The organism is Pseudomonas trutticola BRTCR10 (assembly GCF_056155105.1).
In genome coordinates this window covers 4953161-4976620 of record NZ_CM149552.1, presented here as the reverse complement: position 1 = coordinate 4976620, position 23460 = coordinate 4953161, and the positions used below count along the sequence as shown (strand labels likewise).

Genomic DNA, 23460 nt, shown 5'->3' with positions numbered 1-23460 from the left:
GCGAATGGTGGCACCCTTATTCCAGCATCTTGCTCAGCAACCAGCTCCCCGCCGGCCCCGGTGGGTACAGCCGCGACCACAGCGCATCGACAAACACCGGTTTCGGCCAGCCGCGCACGTTCAATTCCACCAGCGTGTCATTGCCGAAACGCTCCACCAGCCAACGCGGCAGCGGTGCCCAGCCGAAACCCATTTCGGCCATTTCCATCAGCATCAGGTAGCTCGGCGCCGACCACACACGGCCCTTAGCGCGACTGTCGTACGGATTGATGATCGTCGCCAGGCGCAGTTCGCGATGTTGTTCCAGGATGGTTTGATCGATGTTTTCCAGTGTCGTCAGCGGATGCTCAGGGCTGACAAACAAGGCGATATCGGTGCGCTCGGCGACGGTCGATGTCACCAGGTCTGGCGGATAAATATCCTGCATTTCGGCAAAGGCCAGATGCGCCCGGCCGCGCTGGACCAGCTCGATCAAGTCATCGCACTCGGCAATCAGGCATTCCAGCTCCAGATCCGGATAACGCTGCTCGAACTCCATCAGCGCCGCTTCGAAACGCGCCGATTGGTAGGTGTCGGACAGCGCCACCGTCAGTTTCGGCTCGACGCCCTGGGACAATTGCCGCGCAGTCATTTCCAGACGGCTGTTGGCCGCGAGAATCGCCTCGGCCCGCTGCAGCATGACGTGGCCGGCCGGGGTCAGGGTCGGTTTGCGGCTGCTGCGGTCGAACAGCACCAGGTCCAGATCAATTTCCAGACTCGCCACTGCCGCACTGATGGTCGACTGACTGCGCCCCAGTTTGCGTGCCGCTGCGGAAAACGAACCTTGGGTTGCCGCTTGGACAAACGCCAACAGCACTTCTTGCGACGCCATGAACTATCGCCTTGATCGATGGTTATTGGTTATGAAGTATCGGTGTGAGGGCAGATCATGGCAACCATCTTCACTCAAGGAGTCAGGCCATGACTGCCAACAAGTCCCTCACTGAACGTATCTTCCAGGCCATCGGTTTCGAGCTGCTGGCGATCATTATCTGTACGCCGCTGCTGGCGTGGATCATGCAAAAACCGCTGCTCGACATGGGCGCGGTGACGGTGTTGATCGCGTTGCTGGCGCTGGCTTGGAACGTGGTGTTCAACCGCTTCTTCGACCGCATGCTTGAGCGCATGAACATCGCGCACAACGCTTGGGTGCGGGTGGTGCACGCGTTGCTGTTCGAGGGTGGTTTGATCGTGATGGGCGTGCCGTTGATTGCGTGGTGGCTGTCGGTCAGTCTGTGGCAGGCGTTTTTGCTCGACGTTGGTGTGCTGTTGTTCTTCCTGCCGTACACCTACGTGTATCACTGGGGCTATGACGTGCTGCGTGAGCGCTTGATGAGCCGCCACGTCTGTGAGGGTTAACTAAAACCTTTGGTGAATGTAAAACCTGTGGTGAGGGGATTTATCCCCGATGGGGCGCGTAGCGGCCCTTCTTTTGATCCAGAAAGGAGGGGCCTGCTGCGCAGTCCATCGGGGGTAAATCCCCTCGCCACAGAGGTATCACCGCGCTGGATAAGTTAGAGGAACATCCCGCCGGATGCCTCAACCCGCTGGCCGTTGATCCACTGCCCACCGTCCGACAACAGCAGCGCCAACGCCCCGCCAATGTCATCCGGCTGACCGGCCCGGCCCAGTGCTGTGTTGCTGGCAACCATCGCGTTCAATGCCGAATTGTCGCGCACCGCGCCGCCACCAAAGTCCGTCTCGATCGCACCCGGCGCCAGAATGTTCACGCCGATCTGCCGCGCGCCCAGCTCCTTGGCCTGGTATCGGGTCAGCACTTCCATCGCACCCTTCATCGCTGCGTAGGCGCCGTAACCCGGCAGGCTGAAGCGGGTCAGGCCGCTGGAGATGTTGATGATCCGCCCGCCGTCGTTGATCAGCGGCAGCAGTTGCTGGGTCAGGAAAAACGGTCCTTTCAACTGAATGTTCATCAGTAGGTCGAACTGCTCTGGCGTGGTCTCGGCAAACAGTGCATGTACGCCAATCCCGGCATTGTTGATCAGGAAATCGAAGCGCTGACGATCAAACTGCTGCAGCGCCTGTTCGACTCGCGCGGCGAAATCGGCGAAGCCTTCGCTGCGGCCGACATCCAGTTGCAGCATCACGGCTTTGCCGCCGAGTGCAGCGATTTCGCTCTCCAGCGCCTGGGCTTCATCGGCGCGGCTGTTGTAGGTGCCGATGATGTCGATGCCTTGCGCGGCGAGGTGCAGTGCGGCGTTTTTGCCCAGGCCACGACTGGCGCCGGTGATCAATGCGATTTTGCGGTTCATGGGACTTCCTCGGGTGCAGTGGAGTAGAAGGATCAAAGTTTATTTATCCGCCCCTAGGTGATAAACAGACTGAAAGCGGAATCACTGGTCGGTTAATCCGAACAATCAACAGGTGGCCCATGAACAAACTGGAACTGCTGCGCACCTTCGTTCGGGTCAGCGAGTTATCGAGTTTCACCCTCGCCGGAGAAAACCTTGGCCTGCCGCGCTCCACGGTGTCCGAACATGTGCAGGCACTGGAAGCCTTGCTCGGCACACGGCTGTTACAACGCACCACGCGCAAGGTGCAAGCGACGCAGGACGGGCTGGTGTTGTACGAGCGCAGCAAGGATTTGCTCTCGCACATGGACGAAATCGAAGGCTTGTTTCGTCAGGACGAGGCCTCACTGACCGGCCGCATTCGTGTCGACATGCCGAACATTCTCGCCCGGCGCGTGGTGATGCCACGGCTGCCGCAATTCATCGATCGCCATCCCAATCTGGAGATGGAAATCAGCAGCACCGACCGCCGCGTCGACCTGCTCAGCGAAGGTTTCGATTGCGTGCTGCGCGTCGGCGCGCAGCCGGACCAGTCAGTGGTGGCGCGGCATCTGTGCGACGTCAGCATGATCAACTGCGCCAGCCCAGCTTACCTTGAACGTTATGGCGTGCCGCAGACGCTTGAGGATCTGGCGCAGCATCGGCTGGTGCATTACGTCGGTGTGTTGGGCTCGCGTTCGGAAGGGTTTGTCTATGAGGAGGCGGGGCAGACCCGCCGCGTACCGATGGCCGGCAGTGTGACGGTCAACAGCACCGATGCTTATGAGTCGGCGTGTCTGGGCGGCTTCGGGATTGTGCAGGTGCCCAATACCGGCCTGCACTCATATCTGCAAACCGGCGAGTTGGTGGCGGTGCTGCCGCAGTTCAATGCGCCGGCGATGGGGGTTTCATTGTTGTATGCGCGGCAACGGCATTTGCCGCTGCGGGTGCGGGTGTTCATGGATTGGCTGGGCGATGTGATTCGCTCCGCTCTCTGATCGGCACCCGGAACACTGTGGGAGCGGGCTTGCCCGCGATGGCGCCGGCTCATTCAGCATTGATGTAGCTGATACACCGCAATCGCGGGCAAGCCCGCTCCCACAGGGATTTTCCTTGTTCAGAAAATCTGGGTGAACAGCCAGTAGAGGCTGCCCGACAGCAGGATCGCCGCCGGCAAGGTCAGCACCCAGGCCATCAGCAAATTGCGGATGGTCTTCATCTGCAAGCCGCCGCCATTGGCGACCATGGTCCCGGCCACGCCCGAGGACAACACATGGGTGGTCGATACCGGCAAGCCGAACATATCGGCGGCGCCAATGGTCAGCATCGCCACGGTTTCCGCCGACGCGCCCTGAGCGTAAGTCAGGTGGGTCTTGCCGATTTTTTCACCCACCGTCACCACAATCCGCTTCCAGCCGACCATGGTGCCCAACCCGAGAGCGATGGCCACGGCGATCTTCACCCACAGCGGAATAAACCGCGTGGCGTTGTCGATCTGCTGCTTGAACAGCTGCAGCTTGCTGCTGGTGTCAGCGTCGAAGTTACCGACCTTGTTCTTGTCCATCAGGCGAATGCTTTCGCTGGCCAGGTACATGTCGTTGCGCACGTTGCCCATGGCCTCAGCCGGAACTTTCGCCAGCGAGCCGTAGCCTTTGACTTCTTCGCCGATGTGCCCGGTGAGGGCGGCGAGGGCGGGGATCAGCTGCGGCGTGGCTTCCTTGCTGCGCACGTAATCGGAGAGCACTGCGCGGGGATCGGCCGGTGTCGGCAGCGGCGCACTGTTCACCAGCGCTTGCTGGGTGACTTGCGCGACGGCGGCGAACTGCAACGATTGCTCTTCTGGCATGGTGCGGTTCAACGCATAAGCCATCGGCAAAGTGCCGACCAGAATCAGCATGATCAGGCCCATGCCTTTTTGGCCGTCATTGGAGCCGTGGGCGAAAGACACACCGGTGCAAGTGAGGATCAGCAAACCGCGAATCCACCACGGCGGTGGGGTGTTGCCTTCCGGAGCCTTGTACAGCGAACGGTTCTTCACGAAGGCGCGCAGCGCCAGCAGCAACAGCGCCGCGCAACCGAAACCCACCAGTGGCGACAGCAGCAACGCGTAACCGATCTTGGTTGCCTGCGCCCAATCGACGCCGCTGGTGCCGTCGCGTCCGTGCATCAAGGCATTGGCCACGCCGACGCCGATGATCGAGCCGATCAAGGTGTGCGAAGACGAGGCCGGCAAGCCCAGCCACCAGGTGCCGAGGTTCCACAGAATCGCGGCGATCAGCAGGGCGAAAATCATTGCGAAACCGGCCGACGAACCCACCTGCAGAATCAACTCCACCGGCAGCAAAGCGATAATGCCGAACGCCACCGCGCCGCTTGAGAGCAGCACGCCGAGAAAGTTGAAGAACCCCGACCAGACCACGGCCACATTCGGCGGCAACGAGTGGGTGTAAATCACCGTGGCGACGGCGTTGGCGGTGTCGTGGAAACCGTTGACGAACTCGAAGCCCAGCGCAATCAACAGCGCCACGCCGAGCAGCAGGAATGGCGTCCAGGTGGTGACCACCGTGCCCAGTTCGTGCATGTCGTGCATCAGGCTGTAGGCGGTGAACAGCATCCCCATCGCCAGTACCGCGAAAAAGATCACGTAGGTAAACGGGCCGGTTTTCTTGTCCAGAGCCGGCCTGCCGCTGGGGGCAGACGCCTGGCGGGTGGTCAGGGAGGGAGTAGCCATGAGCGGACAATCCTGAGCGAGGGAAGGAGTGTCGCCCATGATCGTTGCTAAATATTACAGAGAGACTGCGACAGATCAGTGTTTGGATGAATAGCCCTGCCGTCGGTCTACTGCTCGTTCCCACGCTCTGCGTGGGAATGCCGCCCGGGACGCTCCGCGTCCCTGTGACGCAGAGCGTCACTTGATGCATTCCCACGCAGAGCGTGGGAACGAGCGTGTGGAGACGTCAGTAATCGCCGCGTTTACGAAACGCCCAGCGCCCGGCAATCACCGTAAACGTCGCCACCAACGCCACCAATATCCAGAACCCCTCCGGATCCTGCGACAGCGGCACCCCTCCCACATTCATCCCGAAAAAACCGGCAATGATGTTGATCGGCAGCGCCAGCACCGTTACCACGGTCAGGGTAAACAGCGTGCGGTTGCTCTGTTCGTTGAGGTTGGCGGCGATCTCTTCCTGAAGCAGTTTGATTCGTTCGCCGAGGGCGGTGAGGTCGTTGATGATCAGTGCGAACTCCTCGGTGGATTTGCGCAGCTCCTTGACGTCCTCCTTCTGCAACCACGGCGGCGGACGATTGAGCAGGCGCAGTAAGGAACCCGGCTCCAGCGCCAGCAACCGCTGCAAGCGCACCAGCACCCGGCGGTTGGCACCGAGTTCGGCGCGGTTGGTCGACAGCCGCGAGGAGAGCAATTCATCCTCGACCTGATCGACGCTCATGCTGGTCTTGCGCACGATCTGTGTCAGCACTTCGCCCTGATCGCGCAGCAAGTGCACAAGCAGTTCCGACGGCGAACGAAAGCGCTCGCCGGCCTTCACCGACGAGCGCAGTTTATCCACCGAGTGCAACGGTTGCAGGCGCGCACTGACAATCAACTTGCTGCGCACGCAGACCCACAGCGTCGACACGTCCGAGGAAACCATGCTGCTGAGGTTGAACACCACGTCGTTGACCACCGCCAGCAATGCCGAATCGACATGCTCGATGCGCGTCGAACGCGAGCCTTCGTGCAGTGCCTCGAAAAATTCTTCGGGCAGTTGCAGATGACTTTTCATCCAGCGCTCACAGGCAGCGTGCGCCAGGTTCAGGTGCAGCCAGAGGAATTCACCGCTGTCGCTGTCGTCCTGCAAACAACGCAGAGCCGTCGCCGAATCGACTTCGCGGCCACGCTCACCGGGCAGGAAACGGAAACCGTAGAGCAAGCCAAACAGGTCAGGATCGCGATGGCTGGTATCGAGGCTGTGGTTCATGAAGGCTCGCTGCGAAGAGGGCGCGTCGATCGCGGGAATGGCAGGTTCACTGAGCCGGATCATCGCAAGCGCACATGACACTTGTGTGACTGAAAAATGACGTCAGATCAATGTCTTACCGGCGGTCGGATTTTCTTCAAGAAGCGCTCTGGCACGCCGATCACGCTTAGGTTACGTTGCGCGCGCTTGGCCATCAGCCAAGGCTCGCCGACATGGATGTCCGGCAAAATCCCACGCCTCACCGGGCGTGCCTCATCCCTGTCCTGAGTATCTTGCGATGCTGCAAAAATCCCTGAGAGCGCAAATTCTCGCCCTGCTGAGCGGCAGCTTGCTGGCGATGCTGTTGATCGCGCTGGCCTGTTTCCATTTCCTGTCCAACGGCGTGCAGAGCTACAGTCAGTTGATCGCTGGCCCGTTGCACACCTCGCAACTTATCGACGAGGCCAACCTGCAATTCAAGGTGCAGGTACAGGAATGGAAAAACGTGCTGCTGCGCGGCAAGCAACCGGCAGACCTGGCCAAGTATTGGGGCCAGTTCGAAGACCGTCAGCGCGATGTGCAGAACATCCTTGGTGAACTGGCCAGCCAGAAGGGCATCGAGCCGAGCCTGAAAAACCGCATCGAGCGTTTGCGCGAAGAGCATCGTCAGCTAGGCAGCGCCTACCAGAAGGGTCGCGATGCCTATGTCGCTGCCGGTGGCGATCCAACGGCGGGCGACACCGCCGTCAAAGGCGTCGACCGTGCGGCCAGCGATCAGATGAGCGAACTGGTCAGCGAACTGCGCAAACAGGGCACCGAACAGTCGGCGCAGATCAGTGCCGAGGCCGATCGCACCGTATGGCTCGGGTTGTTGGTAATGCTTGCTTCGGGCCTGCTGATTGGCCTGCTGAGCCTGTGGCTGGTCAACCGTAATCTGGTTGAGCCGATCCGCAAACTGATTGACTACGTCACTCAACTGAGCCGCGGCAAACTCGCCGAACGCGTGGTCAGCGACCGTCAGGATGAACTCGGCAACCTCGCCGCAGCCGCCAACACCCTGCGCGATTTCCTCGCCGACACCTTCGCCCGTTTGCAGCGCAGTGCCAGTGATCTGGACAGCGCCAGCGGCGAGTTGAATGCGATCGCCACGACCATGGCCGGCGGCACCAACGAGCAGTTCAACCGCACCGATCAAGTGGCCACGGCGATGAACGAAATGTCCGCCACCGCCCAGGAAGTCGCACGTCACGCCGCCGACGCAGCGCGGGCCGCCGACGATGCCGACCAGTCCGCCCAACAGGGTGAAAAGGTCATGCAGAGCACCATCCACAGCATCACCCAGATGCGCGGCGAAATCGCCAACACCGCCACGGTGATCCGTCGTCTGGAAGCCGACAGCGGGCGCATCGGCAAGGTCCTGGAAGTGATTCGCGGCATTGCCGAGCAGACTAATCTGCTGGCGCTCAACGCGGCGATTGAAGCGGCGCGGGCGGGTGAGGCCGGGCGTGGTTTTGCCGTGGTCGCTGACGAAGTGCGCAATCTGGCGCAGCGTACCGCGGAGTCGATCATCGAGATCAATCAGATCATCCAGAGCGTGCAGACCGGCGCGGTGGACGCGGCCCAAGCCATCGACAGCGGCCAGACCCGCAGCGACGAAAGCGTCGAGCAAGTGACTCAGGCGGGCGCGATGCTTGAGCGCATCACCCATGCCGTGGAGGCGATTCGCGACATGAACCGCCAGATCGCGACGGCGGCAGAAGAACAGACGTCGGTGGCCGAAGATATTTCTCGCAACCTGACCGAAATCACCTCGATCGCCAGCACCAACCTCGACAACGTCCAGCGCACCGAAAGCGCCAGCCAGAACCTGCATGGTCTGTCCGGGCAACTGAACGAAGTCACCGCGCGCTTGAGCGCCTGACGCGACTGAGCGTGTACCGGTTCGGATACCGAGTCGGTACACAGTCGATCTCAAGTTGAGCTGACCACCGACGATGACCGGTTATTCATAACCGGCATTGGAGCCTTCCCATGGTCAGCATCACATCCGTTTCGATCACTCAACCCGTCGCTACCTCGGCCAGCAAAGCCGCAGTCAGCGACACCAGTGAAGAAAACTCCACCAGCGCAGTCGCCAGCACTGGCGCCGCCAGCGATGCACCGAAAGCGGCGGGCGGCGCAGCGCCTTCTGGCGATAGCAGTTCCAGCAGCAGCGATGAATCGGACACGGTGAAAGAACTGCGCAAGCAGATTGCCGAACTGCAGAAGCAATTGCAGGAACAGCAGCAAGCGTTGCAAGCGGCGCAGGCGAAACAGGAAAGCGCGGATGCCAAGGCGACTGAAGTGGCGGCGGCTCAGGCGCAAATCACTGCCACTTCCGCCTCCCTGTCCACCGCAACAGCCTCATTGTTGCAGGCGTTGCAGGATTCCGATTCAAGCACCTCGGGTTCGCTGGTCAGCACTTCGGCGTAAACCCTGCAGGAGCTGCGGCACGCTCGTTTCAGTCGACAGCTCCTACAGAATCTGGATCGGCCATAAATCCTCCGGCAGGCAGAAAAACCTGTAGGAGTGAGCCTGCTCGCGATGACGGTGGGTCAGCAACGGTGATGTCGACTGATCCACCGCCATCGCGAGCAGGCTCACTCCTACAAGGGATTTGTGCGGGCATGAAAAAGCCGCACGATCGATGGATCGTGCGGCTTTGGATGGGCGTTGAATCAGGTGTCTTGCTTATTGCTCAGCACCTTGCCGGTGGTGGCGTCGAAGTCGACGTCGAACTCTTTGCCGTCAGCGGTTTTCAATTCAACTTCGTACTCGTAACCATTGAAGTGGTTATCCAGATCGGTGTCGGTGATGGTCGCACCCGGATGCAGTTTCAGCGCTTCGGCGTTCATCGACTCCAGCGACTTGATCTTGCCGGACTTGACCAACTCAGGGATCTGATCGACGCGGACGTCAGCCTGGGCCAGGCCAGCGGTGAGGGTCAGGGCAGCGGCGGTAAACAGGGCAGTCAAAGTTTTCATCGGTTCAATCCTTTAGTGTTTGTCTGAGCGGGTGTGCTGTTTCAGTGAGTTCAGATTAACCAGCGCAACTTAACTCACCCTTAAAACCGCCCGTTCGATTGCGTCGTTTGTTCAATTACCCCACGCCGGGAGATTTCATGCTGTGCCTTCGATCAATGGAGGTGCACATGAAACGTTTGATGGCCGGGTTGTACGCGCCGCTGTTCTGGGGCGGCTTTATCGGACTGGGTGTGTGGCTGGCAGAGGTCTCGACGCTGTGGCTGTTGTCGCTGTTTGTTGCCGCGCTGGCGGTGTCGTTCATGGCCGAGTGGGCGCTGCCTTATGAGGTGTGCTGGAATCGTGCGGCCGGTGATCGCCGGCGCGACATCCTCCATGCGCTGGTCAACGAAGCGTTGAGTGCCTTGGGGTTGCTTGCACTACCGGGACTGGTCGTCGTGCTGGCGATTGACGGTGTGTGGCCAAGGGGCTGGCCGTTGTGGTTGCAACTGGGGCTGGCGATTGTCATTGCCGATGCCGGTATCAGCCTGATGCATTACGCCAGTCATCGCGTGTCGTGGCTGTGGCGATTACATGCCGTGCATCACAGTGTTGAACGTTTATACGGCTTCAACGGTTTGATGAAGCATCCGTTGCATCAACTGCTCGAAGCCTCGGCGGGGCTGTTGCCGTTGCTGGTGCTGGGCATTCCGTTGCAGGTCGCGACGCTCTTGGCATTCGCCATCGCGATCCAACTGTTGTTGCAACATTCGAATGTCGATATGCGCCTCGGCTTTCTGCGCTGGATCTTCGCCTGGGCACCACTGCATCGTTTCCATCACATGAAGTACGGGCGAGCCGGCGACGTTAATTTCGGGCTGTTCTTCACCGTGTGGGACTGGCTGCTGGGCACCGGTTTCTACACCGAGGATTACCGCATCGGCCAAGGCGATCTGGGGATTGGCAGCCGCCCGGATTTCCCTCGCGACTATGTGGCGCAATTGCTCGATCCGTTTGAAACAGTGACGTCGAGTCGCGAACCGCAAGTGCCCGATGCGCTGCGCCGCTGACTCAGTCGAGCAGTGTCAGGTCGATGTGTTGCAAGGCCTGGCGCGCGGTGACGCCGAAGAGTTTTTTCAGGCTGCGCGAGAAGTGCGCCGAATCGGCGAAACCTGCGTTGTGTGCAGCGGATGTCACCGACTCGCCCGCCAGAATCGAGGCCATCGCCCTGCGCAGACGCCGCCACAACACCAGCCTGCGCACCGGCAAACCGACCTGACTGACCAACAGTCGCTGCAACTGGCTCAGGGATAAATTCGCCGTATCGGCCACGGCGCGGGCGGCGACTTTATCGGTCAGTGAAGCGTCCAGCGCCGCTAGCGCACGTTCGATGCGCGGGTCACTCAGCGAACGACGCGGGCATTGGCGTATCGCCAGATCAAGCGCAGGCAACGTCAGTTCGGCGTTAAACAACGCCTCACGCAACGTGGGCGCAGCAAACAGCAACGGTTCGGCATAAACGGTAAACAGCGGGTCCGGCGCTTCAACAATCGCATGGCGCACGTTTGAGGCAATCAACAGCCGCGAGGCGCTGAGGGTTTCGCCATCGAGCCATACCGTCGCCGGTCGCTCAGGGGCAAGAATAATCTGGTGGGCATAGTGGGAATGGGGCGCCGTGCGCCCCGACACTCCGTGGATCAGGCCATAGTCGTGCCCCAGCCAGAGGCGGCCTGTCCACTCGGTGTGTGTGGTCACTCAGAAACCGTTGTTCTTCAACACCTGATCGACACTGGCAGCGGCCGGGCGTTTATAGAACTTCAACAGTTCGCTGGCGCGGTTGGTGAAAATGCCGTCCACGCCTGCAGCCATGACTTTCTCGAAGTCCACTGGCTCGTCGACGGTGTAGACGTGCACCAGCAGGCCCTGATCGTGGGTGTATTTATTCATCCACGGTTGCACCAGATCCGAATAGCTCTGATCGCCGCCCTTGGTCAGCTTCGCCGAAGGACCGGTACCGATTGCACCTTGAGCCTTGGCGTAATCCACCCATTGCTTGAATTCAGCTTCGGACTTCGGTTCCTGTTTACCGTAGAAAACGTTCTTGTCCTTCTCGCCGGACTCGGCAAAGGTCACCTTGGATTTCGGCTCGATGCTGCCTTCGCCGACCCATAGCAGTAGAATCTTCGGCACTTGCGGCATTTCCTTTTGCAGCAGTTCGAGGCTGTTTTTCTCGAAGGTTTGCAGGATCACCTTGCCTTTGCCCTGACCGACACCCAGCGCACTTTTCGCCAGTTTCGAACCGGCCGGGCTCAGCCAGCCGCGGTCCTGAAGTTTCTCTTTCAGGTCTTTCTCGATGCCTGGGAACAGTTGCGGCTCTTTGGTCTCGATGTACAGGCCCGGCTTGTGCTGCGGATTGGCCTGGGCGATGTCGATGATTTCATCGAGGGTCAGAATTTTCAGCCCGGCGTAGGACGGGCGTGCGCGATCCGGGTAGGACTTGTTGTACCAGCTACCGGCGTCGAGGGTTTTCAGTTCGGCCATGGTGAAGGCTGTGGCCGGGCTGTCCTTGCGCTCGGGGAACTTGGTCGCGACGTCGGTGGTGCGCTGCAGGTTGTTGTCGTGCAGGGCGAACAACACGCCATCCTTGCTGCGTTGCAGGTCCATTTCCAGATAATCGGCACCCAGGTCGCGCGCCAGTTTGTAGGAAGCGGCGGTGGATTCCGGAGCATCGAACGACGCGCCACGGTGGGCGATGACCGCCGGGTGCGGAATGCCGTGGGCGGCGGCCAGCGCATCGACATCGGCGGCGTGCGCCTTACCGAGACCGAGCAGCAGGCTCAGCATGAGGGCGCTTTTGGTGAAAGTGGCGGGCATGTTCGAGTTCCTTTCGCAGGGCATTTTCAAAGACGTACCTTTTAACAACTGAATCGATTGCGTGCTATCGCCAGACCGACATAAACGTATTAAAAGCGATTTTTCCTGCACTTTTGTGGCGCCGTTTGCAGTACGCTTGCCCACGGCAGACGTCCCGGCAGAGGGCGCGCCTACCGTTTCGCCCTGCGTGTAAACCATCGATCAACATTTCGTGAGGTTTACCATGCGCATCACCTCCCAACTCATCTGCCAGGCAGCCGACGACCTCAAGGGCTTTGTCGGCCTCAACCGCAAGACCGGTCAATACATCGTGCGCTTCAGCGAAGATTCGTTCGGCATGGACGTGGCGGATGACGGCATCATTGCGACCAGTGAATTTGTCTGGGCGCGGGTATCGGAAACGACCATGACCCTTAAACGTGAGCTTATTCAGTTGCTGCTGGATCAGAATATCGATGACCGTATCAACATCACCGAGCCGTTGCGGGTTTACATGAGCAAGGTTGAAGTGCCGGAGATTGTCGCGGTGCGCAGTCTGGTGCGGGGCTGAAGGTTTTTGCGGTGAAGCTTCTGGCCCCTTCGCTGGCAAGCCAGCTCCCACAGTTACAGCGCGACCTTCAGAGCCACGCAATACCTTGTGGGAGCTGGCTTGCCAGCGATGAGGGCAGTGACTGCACAGCATGCTCACTGGCCGAAGCGATACTCCCGCTCAACCCGACACACCCGCGTCTGAAACGCCGAGTACCAGACCGCCCGCCCACGTTCCTGAATCACCCGATGCTCGGGATGGTTGCGCCACGCCAGAATCGCCGACTCACTGTCCCAGTACGAAATCGTGATCCCGACCCCATCCGCCCCGCGAATCGAGTCGATGCCGAGAAATCCCGGCTGTTCGCTGACCAGTTCCATCATGCGCTCGGACGCCTCGGCGTAACCGTTGTCGCCCTCGGTGCGGGTCGAGGTGAAGATCACCGCAAAACATTCTGGTTTCATCGACTTTGCTCCGTGCAGGCTTCGATAAACGCTCGCACCAGTGGCGGCATCTGGCCCTTGAGCGCTGCGCGTTCCGGCTGGAACAGCGTGGCGACGAAAAACGGGTGGTTTGCGAGTTCGATCGCCCGCAAGTCGCCCGCCGAATCGTGCCCCACGGCTTGTAGCTGATTGTTTAACAGATCACGCTCGAACTGCGGATTCACACCGAAGCGGCAGCGATAGCCTTCACGAATCTCGGACGTTTCGTACGCCTTGGCGATCAACGAACCGCGCAGCAGATGAATGCTGTCCACGGCTTCCTCCAGCGAACAGGTCAGTGGCGTGAGCACGGCTCTTGCGGAATCGGGCGCGGTTTCGCCGTGTTCGGCATCGGCCCAGCCCAGCACATTGCGGGAAAATTCCAGAACGGCATGCTGAAAACCACCGCAGGTGCCGAGGAAAGGACGCTGTTGTTCGCGGGCAAAACGGATCGCCCGCAGCGCGCCGTCTTCGCTTTTATAGGGGCTGGCGGGGACGCACCAGAAACCGTCGAAGCCTTGCAGCGCGGTGTTGGCGTCGATTTGATCGGTGGCCAGCCAGCGGAAAGTCAGTGGACGGTCGAGGTATTCGGCCACCTGCCCGAGGGCCACTGGAATGGCTTGGTGGGCGGTGACTTGCGGGTCGTAATCGCCGATCAGGGCGATGGAAATGGCGTCCATGGGATTTCCTTTTCTAAACTCGGTGAGTTGAAACTTATCTGTGGTGAGGGGATTTAGCGAAACGTCGCACCGCCCCCGATCGGCTGCGAAGCTGTCGTCGCTCTTGAAATTATGGGGCCGCTTCGCAGCCCATCGGGGATAAATCCCCTCGCCACAGATTTTGGGTTTGGCTCAGAGAGAACATGATTGTCGGTTGTTGGTGACCACTATAGATTGGCGCTCACGCACTCAACATTGGCGTTTCCCCAAGTGATCAATGCAGCGACGCACTATCGGCTCGACTACCCGGATCTGGCGCTGATCCTTGCCCTGGTGCGCGGTGGCTCGCTGGCCCGCGCTTCGCAACTTTTAAAAGTAGACGTCTCGACCGTGTTCCGCGCCGTGCGCCGTCTCGAAGCCGCCCTCGGTCAGCAACTATTCGAAAAAAGCCGTGCCGGTTACTTGCCGACGACGCTGGCGCAGGCGCTCGCCGAGCAGGCCGAACGCGCCGAACAAGCCCTCGAAGCTGCGCGGATCGGTGTGGAGCAGGGCGGTGAAGTGGTCAGCGGCACGGTGCGCCTGACCTGCACCGACTCGGTGTTGCAGGGTTTGCTGCTGCCGGCGCTGGCGCAGTTCATGCCCAACTACCCGGCGCTGACCATCGAGTTGAGTACCTCCAACGATTTCGCCAACCTTAGCCGTCGTGACGCCGACATCGCCCTGCGCCTGACACGCACACCGCCGGAGCATTTGGTCGGACGGCAATTGGCGAAGATTTCCTACCGGGTCTGCGCCAGCGAACGCTATTTACAGCACGTCGACGCGTCAGATCTGGCCGCGCTGACCTGGATCGCCCCGGACGACTTTCTGCCCGATCACCCGACCATCGCCTGGCGTCGCCAGCAGTTGCCCGGTGTGACGCCGGGTTATCGCTGCAACAGCATGCTTTCCGTCACGGAACTGGTGCGTGCCGGCCTCGGAGTTGCGGCGTTGCCGGATTTTCTGATCACCGACGGTTTGCGGGCCTTGAGCGAACCCTTGCATGGTTACGACACCGCGCTGTGGCTATTGACACGCCCGGATTGCCGGGCATTGCGTTCGGTGGTCACGCTGTTCGATGAACTCGGGCGGGCGCTGCGTCTGCCCTGATCAGCGTTGCGGGTTCTGACACACATGCGCGTGCAGCTCGCGCGTCAGGCCTTCGATGCGTTCGGTCAGGCTCTTGGTCATCTCGGTGAGGCGCGTGTTCTGCTCCAACAACTCGAGCAATTGCGCGGAGTTTTTCGCAGCCTCCGCCTGGCGTTCGGTGTTGGCTTGCGCCAGTGCTTCGCGGTGTTGCGCATCGGCGTCCGATTGCGCCTTGTCGCGTGCAGCCTGACGGGTTTGTGCCAGCAAAATCAGCGGCGCGGCGTAGGCCGATTGCAGGCTGAACGCCAGATTCAACAGAATGAAGGGATAAACGTCGAATGTGGTCACGCCAAATACGTTGAGGCTGACCCACAACACCACGATCAGGGTTTGCGCACCGAGAAACATCGGCGTGCCGAAGAACCGCGCGAACGCCTCGGCACGCAGGGCGAAGTTGTCGTTGCCGAAGGTGGTGGCCAAATGGGCGTGCGGGCGATGGAAGCGCAGGTGATCGACAGGGGCGGGTGTTTCGGTTTTCTCGGAATTCATGGCGCTCTCGGCAGGGCATTGGGACGTCGCGTCACTATAGCCCTGCGCGCGTCGCCGAGTGACTCAACGCCACGCTGATGGTGTTGCGGCCGGTATGTTTGGCCGTGTACAGCGCCTTGTCGGCGTCATCCAGCCAGGCAATCGCATCACTGTAGTTCGGCTGAAACCGAGCCAGACCGATACTCAGGCTGACGCGCATTTCCGGCACATCCGGATCGCGGTATTGATCCAGTGCGTGACGCAGTTGCTCCATCAACGCCTCGGCCTTGTTCAACGGCATATCCGGCAGAATCACGCAAAACTCATCACCGCCGTAGCGCCCGGCCAGTTCACCGGCATCGAGCAGACGTTTAAGTTCGCGGCTCAATTGCTGCAGCACCGCATCACCGACGATATGGCCGTAGCTGTCATTGATCAGCTTGAAATGGTCGATATCGATCAGCGCCAGAATCGCCTGAGTATTGTGCTGACGGCATTGCTGAAACTTCAGGTGCAGCAGGTCTTTCCAGGCACCGTGATTGAGCAATCCGGTCAGGCTGTCGGTGCGGCTCAGGGCGCTCAACGTGCGTTTGTGCTGGGCCAGTTTGATTGCCAATTGGTAACAGACCATGCCCACGGCCAGCGGATACAGCGTGAGCATCGGCAAGCAGGCCCAGACCTGGGTTTGCGTCATCATCGGGTTGAACTTGAAGCCGAAGATCAATCCACCGAGCAGCATGCCCGCGACTTGAGTGATGGCACCCAAGACAAACAGACGTCGACCACCGGCAGCGACGTTGTTCATGGTCATCATTGACAGGATGGTCACGGCGGTCAGCGGATTGAACTGACAACACGCGGCCCAGAAACCGCCGCACAGCGAGTCATACAAGAGGTTGCGGCGTTCGGCCTGATAGGGGAATGCCGAGCGGGTCGATACTTGAAAGGCCAGATGCGGCCAGATAAAACCGTTGAACACCAACAGTAGCCACAGCCAGGTCGGCATGTTCAGCGGATACAGTGCCGCGCCGACGCTGAAAAAACCAACACCGAGACCGATGGCCCGTGGCAGATAGATGCGTCTGGCGAATGACAAGCCTTTGCCGCGTTGGTTTTCCATGATGTCCTGCGCGCAATTCATCCTGAAATACTTTGCAGTATCTTTTTCAGGTCGACCGTCCGTCGGTCGATTGTCGGACATTGTCATTTATTCCAGCGGGAATAATCAGTGTCCTTCCGAGCCATTTAATCGATGAAACGCGCAAGACAGGGCCGTTTTAGAGCTGATAGCGCGCCAGAAACATCTCCAGTGCCGATTCGGCCACCGTGTTCTGCATCTCGGCATCCAGCGGTGGCTGACCCAGCGACATCTGCGGCCAGAAGCCAAAGGTCTTGAGCAACCCCTGCACCTGATGCGCGGCAAATTGCGGATCGACCGGTTTCAACCGGCCATCGGCCTGCGCGGCGCGAATCCACACGGTCAGTGCTTCCTCGCGTTCGCCCATACGCTCGACCATGTTTTGCGCACGTTCCGGAGAATGAATCGTCGCCGCGATTGCCACCCGCGCCAGGGTCAGAAAGTTTTCATCCGCCATCATCTGCACCTTGGCCAGCAGCATCTGCCGCAACTGATCGCACAGTGGCTGTTCAGGTTCATAGGTGACCGACTGTTCCGCGCTGATCCGCGTCCACAATTGATTGAGAATTTCGGCGAACAGCTCTTCCTTGCTGGGGAAATGGTTGTACACCGTGCGCTTCGACACCCCGGCGGTGGCCGCGATCTTGTCCATGCTGGTGATCTCGAAACCGTTGGCACGAAATTCGGCAATCGCCGCCTGAATGATCGCTTCGCGTTTACGGTCGGTGAGTCGCTGTGGAGCTGTCATAAGTACGCTTCGGCAGGTCAATAATGAAATTACACTTGGCAGTTTACTTGTCGGCAGCTTTGATGCAACCTAGAAACTACACCGACCAGTGTAATGTTGCGTTAATCCTCGCAACCTAAAAAACAGAAAGTCCGGCTGATGCGTGCGTGCCTTGGCCATTTATCGTCCCACCGTGAAATACCGCGAATTGCGCGGTTTTTCTGGAGTCATTCAGTCATGGCCAATCCAGTTTCCCTCCCGGATAAAATTTCCACGCCTGAAGCCTCTCGACAGGATCAAGGGCTGTTCCGCAATCATGCGCCGGTGCAACGCGAAGGTTTGCGCAAGATGCTACGCATCATGTGGAACATGATCTTCCACAAACCGCGCAACACCCGGCCTGCCGCGCCGATTCCGGTACAACCGCTGACCCGCGAAGACCTGCTCGCGGCGCCAAACCACAGCGTCTATCGCCTCGGTCACTCGACCTTGCTGCTGAAGATGCAGGATAAATTCTGGATCACCGACCCGGTCTTCGCCGAGCGCGCCTCGCCGGTGCAATGGGCCGGCCCGAAACGCTTTCACCAACCACCGATCAGTCTCGACCAGTTGCCGCCGATCGAAGCGGTGATCCTGTCCCATAACCACTACGACCACCTCGATTACGAAGCCGTGCTCAGGCTGGCGGTCAAAACCAACCTGTTCCTGACGCCGCTGGGCGTCGGCGACACCTTGATCAAGTGGGGTATCGATGCCAACAAGGTCCGCCAGTTCGACTGGTGGCAGGGCACCGAAGTCGCCGGCATTCGCTTTATCGCTACGCCGTCGCAGCACTTCTCCGGTCGTGGTCTGTTCGACGGCAACAGCACTCTGTGGGCCTCTTGGGTGATGATCGACGGCGACACCCGGATCTTCTTCAGCGGCGACAGCGGCTACTTCGACGGCTTCAAGCGCATCGGCGAACAGTACGGCCCATTCGACCTGACCCTGATGGAAACTGGCGCCTACAACGTCGAATGGCCGCACGTGCACATGCAACCCGAACAAACCCTGCAAGCCCACCTCGACCTCAAGGGCCGCTGGCTGTTTCCGATTCACAACGGCACGTTCGATCTGGCGATGCATGCCTGGCATGAACCGTTTGACCGGATCCTGGCGCTGGCCTGGGAGCGCAGCGTTTCGATCACCACGCCGCAAATGGGTGAAGCGTTCAACATCGCTCAACCACAACGCGGGGATGCGTGGTGGTTGGGGGTTGAAGGGGAGAGTGGGGCGGTGGTGCAGAACGCCTGATTTATTGCAGCCGGTTCGCTCCTAAGGGGGTGAACCGGTTATCTCGGAGATCTTCTCCAGGTAATCAGCCATTGCATGAACGGGTTCATCCCGGAACTGTCCACGAAGAATTTCCTGAAGCTTTTCCAGCGATAACTCCAGTTTTTCAGCTACCTCAGGTTCACTGACGTCAGAGGTCTCGATCAGCAAAGCCATTTTTGCTACGTAGCTGGATTTGGTCAGCATATCGTTAGCATTCTCAAGACCTAGATCTTGGTAAACGTTACCGACGCTTTCTTCTATTTCACTCATGTCCTGTCCTTACTCCGCCATTGCATAATCCCCACGCCCCGCCGTTTCCGAAGCCATCGCGTTCAAACTCGCACTGCGTCCCGGCGCAAATCCGGGAAAGAACACCAATCCGCGCGATTCAAACCGATACGCCAGCGCCAGACGCGCCGCATCCGCCACCTCTTGCTGCGCTTCAAACCGCAGAATGTCGTCCACCGAAACCTCAGCTTCCCGCGATAGCTGATCCACGCTCCAGCCCAGCATCGCTCGGGCCTGCACGCAGTGAGTCGGGGTGAACTGGAAAAGGGCAATGCGTTCGAGGATGTGGTTCATCGCAAGAGAGGCCATGGTGTGCTCCGGGCTCAAGAGTGCTGACTGAAAATGTACTGTGTTTTTGTACAGTTGTTTTCGGCCGGGATCAAACGCATTTTTTGATTTGCGCTAATTTGCCGCCTCCAACCAGACGGACGGTGGCTGGCCGAGAATGCGCCGGAACATCGTCGAGAACGCCGCCGGGCTTTCATAGCCGAAGTCCAGCGCAATACGCGTCACCGCTTCACCCGCGGCCAGTCGCGCCAGCGCCTGCACCACACAGGCCTGTTGCCGCCATTGGCTGAAACTCAACCCGGTCTGCTGGCGAAACAGTCTGTTGAATGTGCGCAAGCTTATGTGTAACTGCTCGGCCCATTGCTGTGGCGACTGATGGGCGTTCGGCTGATGAAGAAAGTTCTGACACAGCGTGAGCAGTTTTCCGTCAGATGGCAGCGGAATATGCAGCGGTAAAGGTGCGCTGCGTTGCAGTTCATGCAGTAACAAATTCATCAACACACCATCGCGACCGCTCGGGTCATACGTCAGCGGCACCTCCACCGCCTCCATCAGCAAGTGCCGCAGTAACGGCGAGACATTGATCACCTGGCAGCGCTCCCCCAGATCCACGGCACCCGGTTCGATATACACACTGCGAGTGCTCACTCCCAGCATCAACACCTCATGCGCCACCCCCGACGGAATCCACACCGCCCGCTGTGGCGGCACGATCCAGTTGCCATCATGGGTGCTGACCTGCATCACCCCGGTCGCGCCGTACAGCAATTGCGCCCGTCGATGCGTATGAAAGGGCAGCAAGTGACCGTGGGAATAATCCGTACCAATCGCCACCACCGGGCGTGGTGTGTCATCCAGCAGATTGATCGAAACATTGCGCATCGAGTGGCATCCGGCGGTTGGCGTAAACGCAAACATTATTGGCTGACTTGCTGAAGCAGGCCAAGCGCTGCCGCTCTATCGTCGACCGCTCCCCACCCACGGACGACGCGCCATGTTCTATCTTCTGCTGACACTCTTCGGCTGCCTGACCGGCATCACCGCCGTGCTCTTCGGCTTCGGCGGCGGCTTCGTCGTCGTACCGCTGCTCTACCGCATGCTCACCGCCAGCCATGGCGCCAACGATTCCATCGGCCAATCGGCAATGCACATCGCTGTCGCCACCTCGACCTGCGTGATGATCGTCAATGCGCTCTTCGCCACCGACAAACACCGCCGCGCCGGTAACCTGATCGGTCATTACCTGTGGCCGCTCGGCGGCTTCATCGGACTGGGCGCGGTTATCGGCGCGATAGCAGCCGTGTGGGTCAGCGGTGAAGTCATCCGCTATGCCTTCATCGCCTACCTCGGCGTGACCATCATCGACTGCCTGCTCAGACGCGGATTCCTCACACACACGGAAGGCGTCATCCCACGCCGACTTGGCAATACAGAAACGTCCGGCGGCGGTGTAGGCATCGGCGCCATCGCGACGTTTCTTGGTGTAGGAGGAAGCGTCATGACCGTGCCGCTGTTGCGTCGTTGCGGGCTGAGCATGTCCCAGGCAACGTCCATGGCCAATCCGCTCAGCGTACCGGTGGCAGTGGCCGGAACGTTGACGTACATGGCAATGGCCGGTTTCAGCGAGACAGACCTCGGAACATGGTTCGTCGGGTATGTGGACTTGCTGGCGTTTGCGGTGCTGACGCTCGGCTCGTTGTTGGGGATTCGACTGGCGACGCCGTGGATCGGACGGATACCGGATCGGGTGCATGCGCGGGTCTATATTGGGTTGCTGGTTGTGGTGATGCTGAGTATGTGGACGTAATGAGTTGATGCTTTGTATCGTTGAGGCATCAGACAACACATTCGAACGTTTCAAGAAAAAGTGCAGAGGGGAACCAGTTCGATGATTGAGAGTGACTGGTAGAAGTTCAAGGAACTGCGCAAGATTGCACTTGATCGATTTTGCCAAGGCGTTCTCGCCGACACCAAAACCATTACTCAGCACGGTGCTCTTTCGGCGCATTCCCGCTACGGCATGATTTACGGACTGATCAATGATCGGAATCGCGATATGGCTCGAATGTTCGATGGTCTCGCTCGATCCTCCGCGTCATGGAAATTGACCATGATGGTCTCGCATGACCTGCTGACTGACGCGGAGTTGTCGATATTGAGCGATGATGCCCGCAGGAAGTTTTCCGATATTGAGCGCCGACCCTACGAAATTGACTGGATTGACGAAACTGCTCATCACGACTGATTGATGCGACCCACACTTACTAGAGAACCGGGATGTTGATCTTCAATTGCACCGAAGCTGCCAGCAAGTTCTTCAGCCGCATCCATAAAGGCAAAAAGATTACACCGGTGGGCAACAAACCGCCGTCGCCAGCCATCGAAGATGACGAGGTCAGCCGTTCCGTAGAGCAGTGGCTAGTCCATGCGATCACTGTGCAACGTAAGCACGTTTTGTTTGTTATGCATGTGAAAACCCGTTACTGCATGGTCTTCGCCGATGCGAAAAAGGCTGACGCAGAAGGTTTCGTTGCCTGGTTTGCTGATCGTTGGCGTGAAGGGTTGATCCACGATGCGATCAATCATGGCCTTATGGATTGGGTCGATGCCGGCATCATGCCGGAGCGCATGGACCAAGGTTGTCGCGAGTACAGCTTTTATCGGCGCAGCCATCGCAGCGCACAAAAACACATTGATGAAATCGCCTGGTATTTCCAGGGCAGTGCAGCTGAATGGGGCTGTTTACCACAGGGTGAACGTGCAGCCATTGGTTTCGATGCCGCGATGAATGACACGCCCAGAAGCAGCAAAGGTCAGAAAGATACTTACTGGCCGAATGTTGAAATGGTCGCTCATTTGTTACGGGAATATTGCGCTGTTGATGAGGCGGGTATCGAAAGAGCCCTGGAGCGGCGTCTGGCGGCGTGGCGAGAGATCGAAGCTTTTCATTAAGCGCCAGGGTGCAGCCGAAATGTGCGGTTGCACTCGATTCTCCGCTTTAGCCTCGCCATAATCCGCGGCGTTTCTTTCGGGCGCCTGCTCGCTCACTCAAGGATGAATTGATGCATCGCGGATTGTTACGTTTTTCCGGCGTTTGTGTGCTCGCCGGTTTATTGCTCTCAACCCGGATATGGGCTGACAACAGCAAGCAGGTTTACACCGGCACATTGGGTAAAGCAGCGATTGTCCTGGAACTGGACACGCGCAATGGAGAGGGTCGTTACTTCTACAAAAAGTACCGCAGAGACCTTGCGCTCGACGGTAGCCGAGAGGGCGACGTACTGGAGATGGTTGAAGGCTCTCCAATGGACAGCGATTCGCGCCCGACCCTGCGATTGCAGCCCAGGCTCAACGGCTGGACCGGTGAATGGAATAGCCCGAGCGGTAAATCCCTCAAGGTCGAATTGCACCCCGCCACGATCCCCGACGTCCCCGACGGTGCATTGCCATACTTCGCCGAACTGCACGACAACTTCCCGTACGAATACCTGCGCCTGCAAGGTCTTCAACTTAAAAAGGGCAGCACCCAGACCTTCATGGGGTACACGCTGCAATGGTGGAGCGAGCCGACATCGGAGACATCGCTGTTTGAAGTGGTCTCGGGCTACTCCCCTGAAGAGCGTCAGCGCATCAATCAACAGTTGATGGGGCGTTTATGGGGCGAAGTCGTAGCGTATTTCAGTTGCTCGGGGAGCTACTCGCAATCCAGTCAGCCACTGTGGATTGCGCCCTCTGTGATGAGTGTGCGCATTTCGACTGAATATTATTGCGGCGGCGCGTACCCGAATCAGATCAATGAATCGCTCAACCTTGATATCAAAACAGGGAAATTACTGACACTTGAAGACGTTTTTTGGGTGGGTCAGGGCAAGCCATTGCATTACGAGTCTTACGAAGGATTTGTAGGGGCTTCTTCTGAGGACTATTACAATTACCGCTCCAAAGAATTCGCCCCTTGGCTCGTCACGCAGTTATTAAAACGCTACCCCGAAGAAATGACGGTGACGGCTGAAGGTGAAAACGACTGCGGTTACAACGAGCCAGAACCCTGGCAATTTCCTTCGTGGTACTTCTCGGAAAAAGGCATCACGTTTACACCGTCGTACCCGCATGTCTCAGCGGTTTGCGGATACGTCGAGTGGGGGCTCCTGCCTTATGATCAAGTCAAACAGCACCCCGGCGGCGTCGCACTGCAATTGCCCTGAATCGATGTTTAAACA

General features: G+C 59.1%; 27 protein-coding genes. 12 read left to right on the top strand and 15 right to left on the bottom strand.

Features of this window, described 5'->3' with window-relative positions:
• Positions 1–16: 16 nt before the first annotated feature.
• Positions 17–871: a LysR family transcriptional regulator gene (locus ACVVH8_RS22625; RefSeq protein ID WP_103304031.1), complete on the bottom strand. Its 855-nt coding sequence runs from the start codon at positions 869–871 to the stop codon at positions 17–19.
• An 89-nt stretch (positions 872–960) separates the two neighbouring features.
• Here ACVVH8_RS22625 and ACVVH8_RS22620 point away from each other — a divergent pair, with 89 nt between their 5' ends.
• A complete protein-coding gene (locus tag ACVVH8_RS22620) occupies positions 961–1398 on the top strand; it encodes a multidrug/biocide efflux PACE transporter (protein ID WP_475226462.1) in 438 nt (145 codons plus the stop codon).
• A 155-nt stretch (positions 1399–1553) separates the two neighbouring features.
• Here ACVVH8_RS22620 and ACVVH8_RS22615 read toward each other — a convergent pair whose 3' ends face one another.
• Complete coding sequence (locus tag ACVVH8_RS22615; protein WP_103304033.1) at positions 1554–2309, bottom strand: SDR family NAD(P)-dependent oxidoreductase; 756 nt, start codon at positions 2307–2309, stop codon at positions 1554–1556.
• 119 nt (positions 2310–2428) lie between these two features.
• On the opposite strand from ACVVH8_RS22615, the gene ACVVH8_RS22610 reads away from it, so the two are divergent.
• Positions 2429–3325: a LysR family transcriptional regulator gene (locus tag ACVVH8_RS22610; protein ID WP_475226460.1), complete on the top strand. Its 897-nt coding sequence runs from the start codon at positions 2429–2431 to the stop codon at positions 3323–3325.
• A 119-nt stretch (positions 3326–3444) separates the two neighbouring features.
• On the opposite strand, the gene ACVVH8_RS22605 is transcribed toward ACVVH8_RS22610, so the two are convergent.
• Positions 3445–5058: an inorganic phosphate transporter gene (locus ACVVH8_RS22605; protein WP_103304035.1), complete on the bottom strand. Its 1614-nt coding sequence runs from the start codon at positions 5056–5058 to the stop codon at positions 3445–3447.
• Positions 5059–5284: 226 nt separating this feature from the next.
• Complete coding sequence (locus ACVVH8_RS22600; RefSeq protein WP_103304092.1) at positions 5285–6307, bottom strand: transporter; 1023 nt, start codon at positions 6305–6307, stop codon at positions 5285–5287.
• 277 nt (positions 6308–6584) lie between these two features.
• On the opposite strand from ACVVH8_RS22600, the gene ACVVH8_RS22595 reads away from it, so the two are divergent.
• Both ACVVH8_RS22595 and ACVVH8_RS22590 read left to right on the top strand, forming a co-directional pair.
• Positions 6585–8207 carry a methyl-accepting chemotaxis protein gene (locus ACVVH8_RS22595; protein ID WP_103304036.1) on the top strand — a complete coding sequence of 541 codons (1623 nt, stop codon included), beginning with the start codon at positions 6585–6587 and terminating at the stop codon, positions 8205–8207.
• A gap of 110 nt (positions 8208–8317) precedes the next feature.
• On the top strand, positions 8318–8758 hold the full coding sequence (locus ACVVH8_RS22590; RefSeq protein WP_475226457.1) for a hypothetical protein: 441 nt from the start codon (positions 8318–8320) through the stop codon (positions 8756–8758).
• Between the two features lie 245 nt (positions 8759–9003).
• Here the strand turns inward: ACVVH8_RS22590 and ACVVH8_RS22585 are convergent, their stop codons facing one another.
• Entirely contained in the window at positions 9004–9309 is a 306-nt protein-coding gene (locus tag ACVVH8_RS22585) for a PepSY domain-containing protein (protein WP_007917758.1), read from the bottom strand.
• Between the two features lie 167 nt (positions 9310–9476).
• Between ACVVH8_RS22585 and ACVVH8_RS22580 the strand changes: the two genes are divergently transcribed.
• Positions 9477–10355 carry a sterol desaturase family protein gene (locus tag ACVVH8_RS22580; protein ID WP_475226455.1) on the top strand — a complete coding sequence of 293 codons (879 nt, stop codon included), beginning with the start codon at positions 9477–9479 and terminating at the stop codon, positions 10353–10355.
• Position 10356: 1 nt separating this feature from the next.
• Here ACVVH8_RS22580 and ACVVH8_RS22575 read toward each other — a convergent pair whose 3' ends face one another.
• Both ACVVH8_RS22575 and ACVVH8_RS22570 read right to left on the bottom strand, forming a co-directional pair.
• Positions 10357–11040: a helix-turn-helix domain-containing protein gene (locus ACVVH8_RS22575; protein WP_475226452.1), complete on the bottom strand. Its 684-nt coding sequence runs from the start codon at positions 11038–11040 to the stop codon at positions 10357–10359.
• On the bottom strand, positions 11041–12159 hold the full coding sequence (locus ACVVH8_RS22570; RefSeq protein ID WP_475226449.1) for a glycerophosphodiester phosphodiesterase: 1119 nt from the start codon (positions 12157–12159) through the stop codon (positions 11041–11043).
• A gap of 223 nt (positions 12160–12382) precedes the next feature.
• Between ACVVH8_RS22570 and ACVVH8_RS22565 the strand changes: the two genes are divergently transcribed.
• Entirely contained in the window at positions 12383–12709 is a 327-nt protein-coding gene (locus tag ACVVH8_RS22565; protein ID WP_103304041.1) for a DUF2025 family protein, read from the top strand.
• 134 nt (positions 12710–12843) lie between these two features.
• Here ACVVH8_RS22565 and ACVVH8_RS22560 read toward each other — a convergent pair whose 3' ends face one another.
• Together ACVVH8_RS22560 and ACVVH8_RS22555 are read right to left on the bottom strand one after the other, a co-directional pair.
• Positions 12844–13152: an antibiotic biosynthesis monooxygenase family protein gene (locus tag ACVVH8_RS22560; protein ID WP_103304042.1), complete on the bottom strand. Its 309-nt coding sequence runs from the start codon at positions 13150–13152 to the stop codon at positions 12844–12846.
• Complete coding sequence (locus ACVVH8_RS22555) at positions 13149–13850, bottom strand: CTP synthase C-terminal region-related (seleno)protein (protein ID WP_475226446.1); 702 nt, start codon at positions 13848–13850, stop codon at positions 13149–13151. The genes ACVVH8_RS22560 and ACVVH8_RS22555 overlap by 4 nt, the downstream gene beginning before the upstream one ends.
• Positions 13851–14063: 213 nt before the next feature.
• On the opposite strand from ACVVH8_RS22555, the gene ACVVH8_RS22550 reads away from it, so the two are divergent.
• Positions 14064–14978, top strand: a complete 915-nt coding sequence (locus ACVVH8_RS22550; RefSeq protein ID WP_371919310.1) for a LysR family transcriptional regulator — start codon at positions 14064–14066, stop codon at positions 14976–14978.
• Here the strand turns inward: ACVVH8_RS22550 and ACVVH8_RS22545 are convergent, their stop codons facing one another.
• The 3 genes from ACVVH8_RS22545 to ACVVH8_RS22535 form a co-directional block, all read right to left on the bottom strand.
• A complete protein-coding gene (locus ACVVH8_RS22545) occupies positions 14979–15506 on the bottom strand; it encodes a DUF1003 domain-containing protein (protein WP_103304045.1) in 528 nt (175 codons plus the stop codon). It abuts the gene before it with no gap.
• 34 nt (positions 15507–15540) lie between these two features.
• Complete coding sequence (locus ACVVH8_RS22540; protein ID WP_475226443.1) at positions 15541–16605, bottom strand: diguanylate cyclase; 1065 nt, start codon at positions 16603–16605, stop codon at positions 15541–15543.
• Between the two features lie 157 nt (positions 16606–16762).
• Positions 16763–17371: a TetR/AcrR family transcriptional regulator gene (locus ACVVH8_RS22535; RefSeq protein WP_475226441.1), complete on the bottom strand. Its 609-nt coding sequence runs from the start codon at positions 17369–17371 to the stop codon at positions 16763–16765.
• 216 nt (positions 17372–17587) lie between these two features.
• Here ACVVH8_RS22535 and ACVVH8_RS22530 point away from each other — a divergent pair, with 216 nt between their 5' ends.
• Entirely contained in the window at positions 17588–18643 is a 1056-nt protein-coding gene (locus ACVVH8_RS22530; protein WP_475226438.1) for an MBL fold metallo-hydrolase, read from the top strand.
• A gap of 21 nt (positions 18644–18664) precedes the next feature.
• Here ACVVH8_RS22530 and ACVVH8_RS22525 read toward each other — a convergent pair whose 3' ends face one another.
• From ACVVH8_RS22525 to ACVVH8_RS22515, 3 genes are all read right to left on the bottom strand, one after another.
• Positions 18665–18934: an XRE family transcriptional regulator gene (locus ACVVH8_RS22525; protein WP_103304048.1), complete on the bottom strand. Its 270-nt coding sequence runs from the start codon at positions 18932–18934 to the stop codon at positions 18665–18667.
• A 9-nt stretch (positions 18935–18943) separates the two neighbouring features.
• Positions 18944–19261 carry a helix-turn-helix domain-containing protein gene (locus tag ACVVH8_RS22520; RefSeq protein WP_213026357.1) on the bottom strand — a complete coding sequence of 106 codons (318 nt, stop codon included), beginning with the start codon at positions 19259–19261 and terminating at the stop codon, positions 18944–18946.
• Positions 19262–19354: 93 nt separating this feature from the next.
• Positions 19355–20122, bottom strand: coding sequence for an AraC family transcriptional regulator (locus ACVVH8_RS22515; protein ID WP_475226435.1), 768 nt, complete (start codon positions 20120–20122; stop codon positions 19355–19357).
• 112 nt (positions 20123–20234) lie between these two features.
• Between ACVVH8_RS22515 and ACVVH8_RS22510 the strand changes: the two genes are divergently transcribed.
• The 4 genes from ACVVH8_RS22510 to ACVVH8_RS22495 all read left to right on the top strand — a co-directional run bounded on the left by ACVVH8_RS22510 (position 20235) and on the right by ACVVH8_RS22495 (position 23445).
• Complete coding sequence (locus ACVVH8_RS22510; RefSeq protein ID WP_475226433.1) at positions 20235–21047, top strand: sulfite exporter TauE/SafE family protein; 813 nt, start codon at positions 20235–20237, stop codon at positions 21045–21047.
• Positions 21048–21350: 303 nt separating this feature from the next.
• Positions 21351–21485, top strand: coding sequence for a hypothetical protein (locus ACVVH8_RS22505; RefSeq protein ID WP_475226430.1), 135 nt, complete (start codon positions 21351–21353; stop codon positions 21483–21485).
• A 32-nt stretch (positions 21486–21517) separates the two neighbouring features.
• A complete protein-coding gene (locus ACVVH8_RS22500) occupies positions 21518–22192 on the top strand; it encodes a DUF6933 domain-containing protein (RefSeq protein ID WP_475226427.1) in 675 nt (224 codons plus the stop codon).
• A 110-nt stretch (positions 22193–22302) separates the two neighbouring features.
• Positions 22303–23445, top strand: a complete 1143-nt coding sequence (locus ACVVH8_RS22495) for a hypothetical protein (RefSeq protein WP_475226425.1) — start codon at positions 22303–22305, stop codon at positions 23443–23445.
• Positions 23446–23460 lie beyond the last annotated feature (15 nt).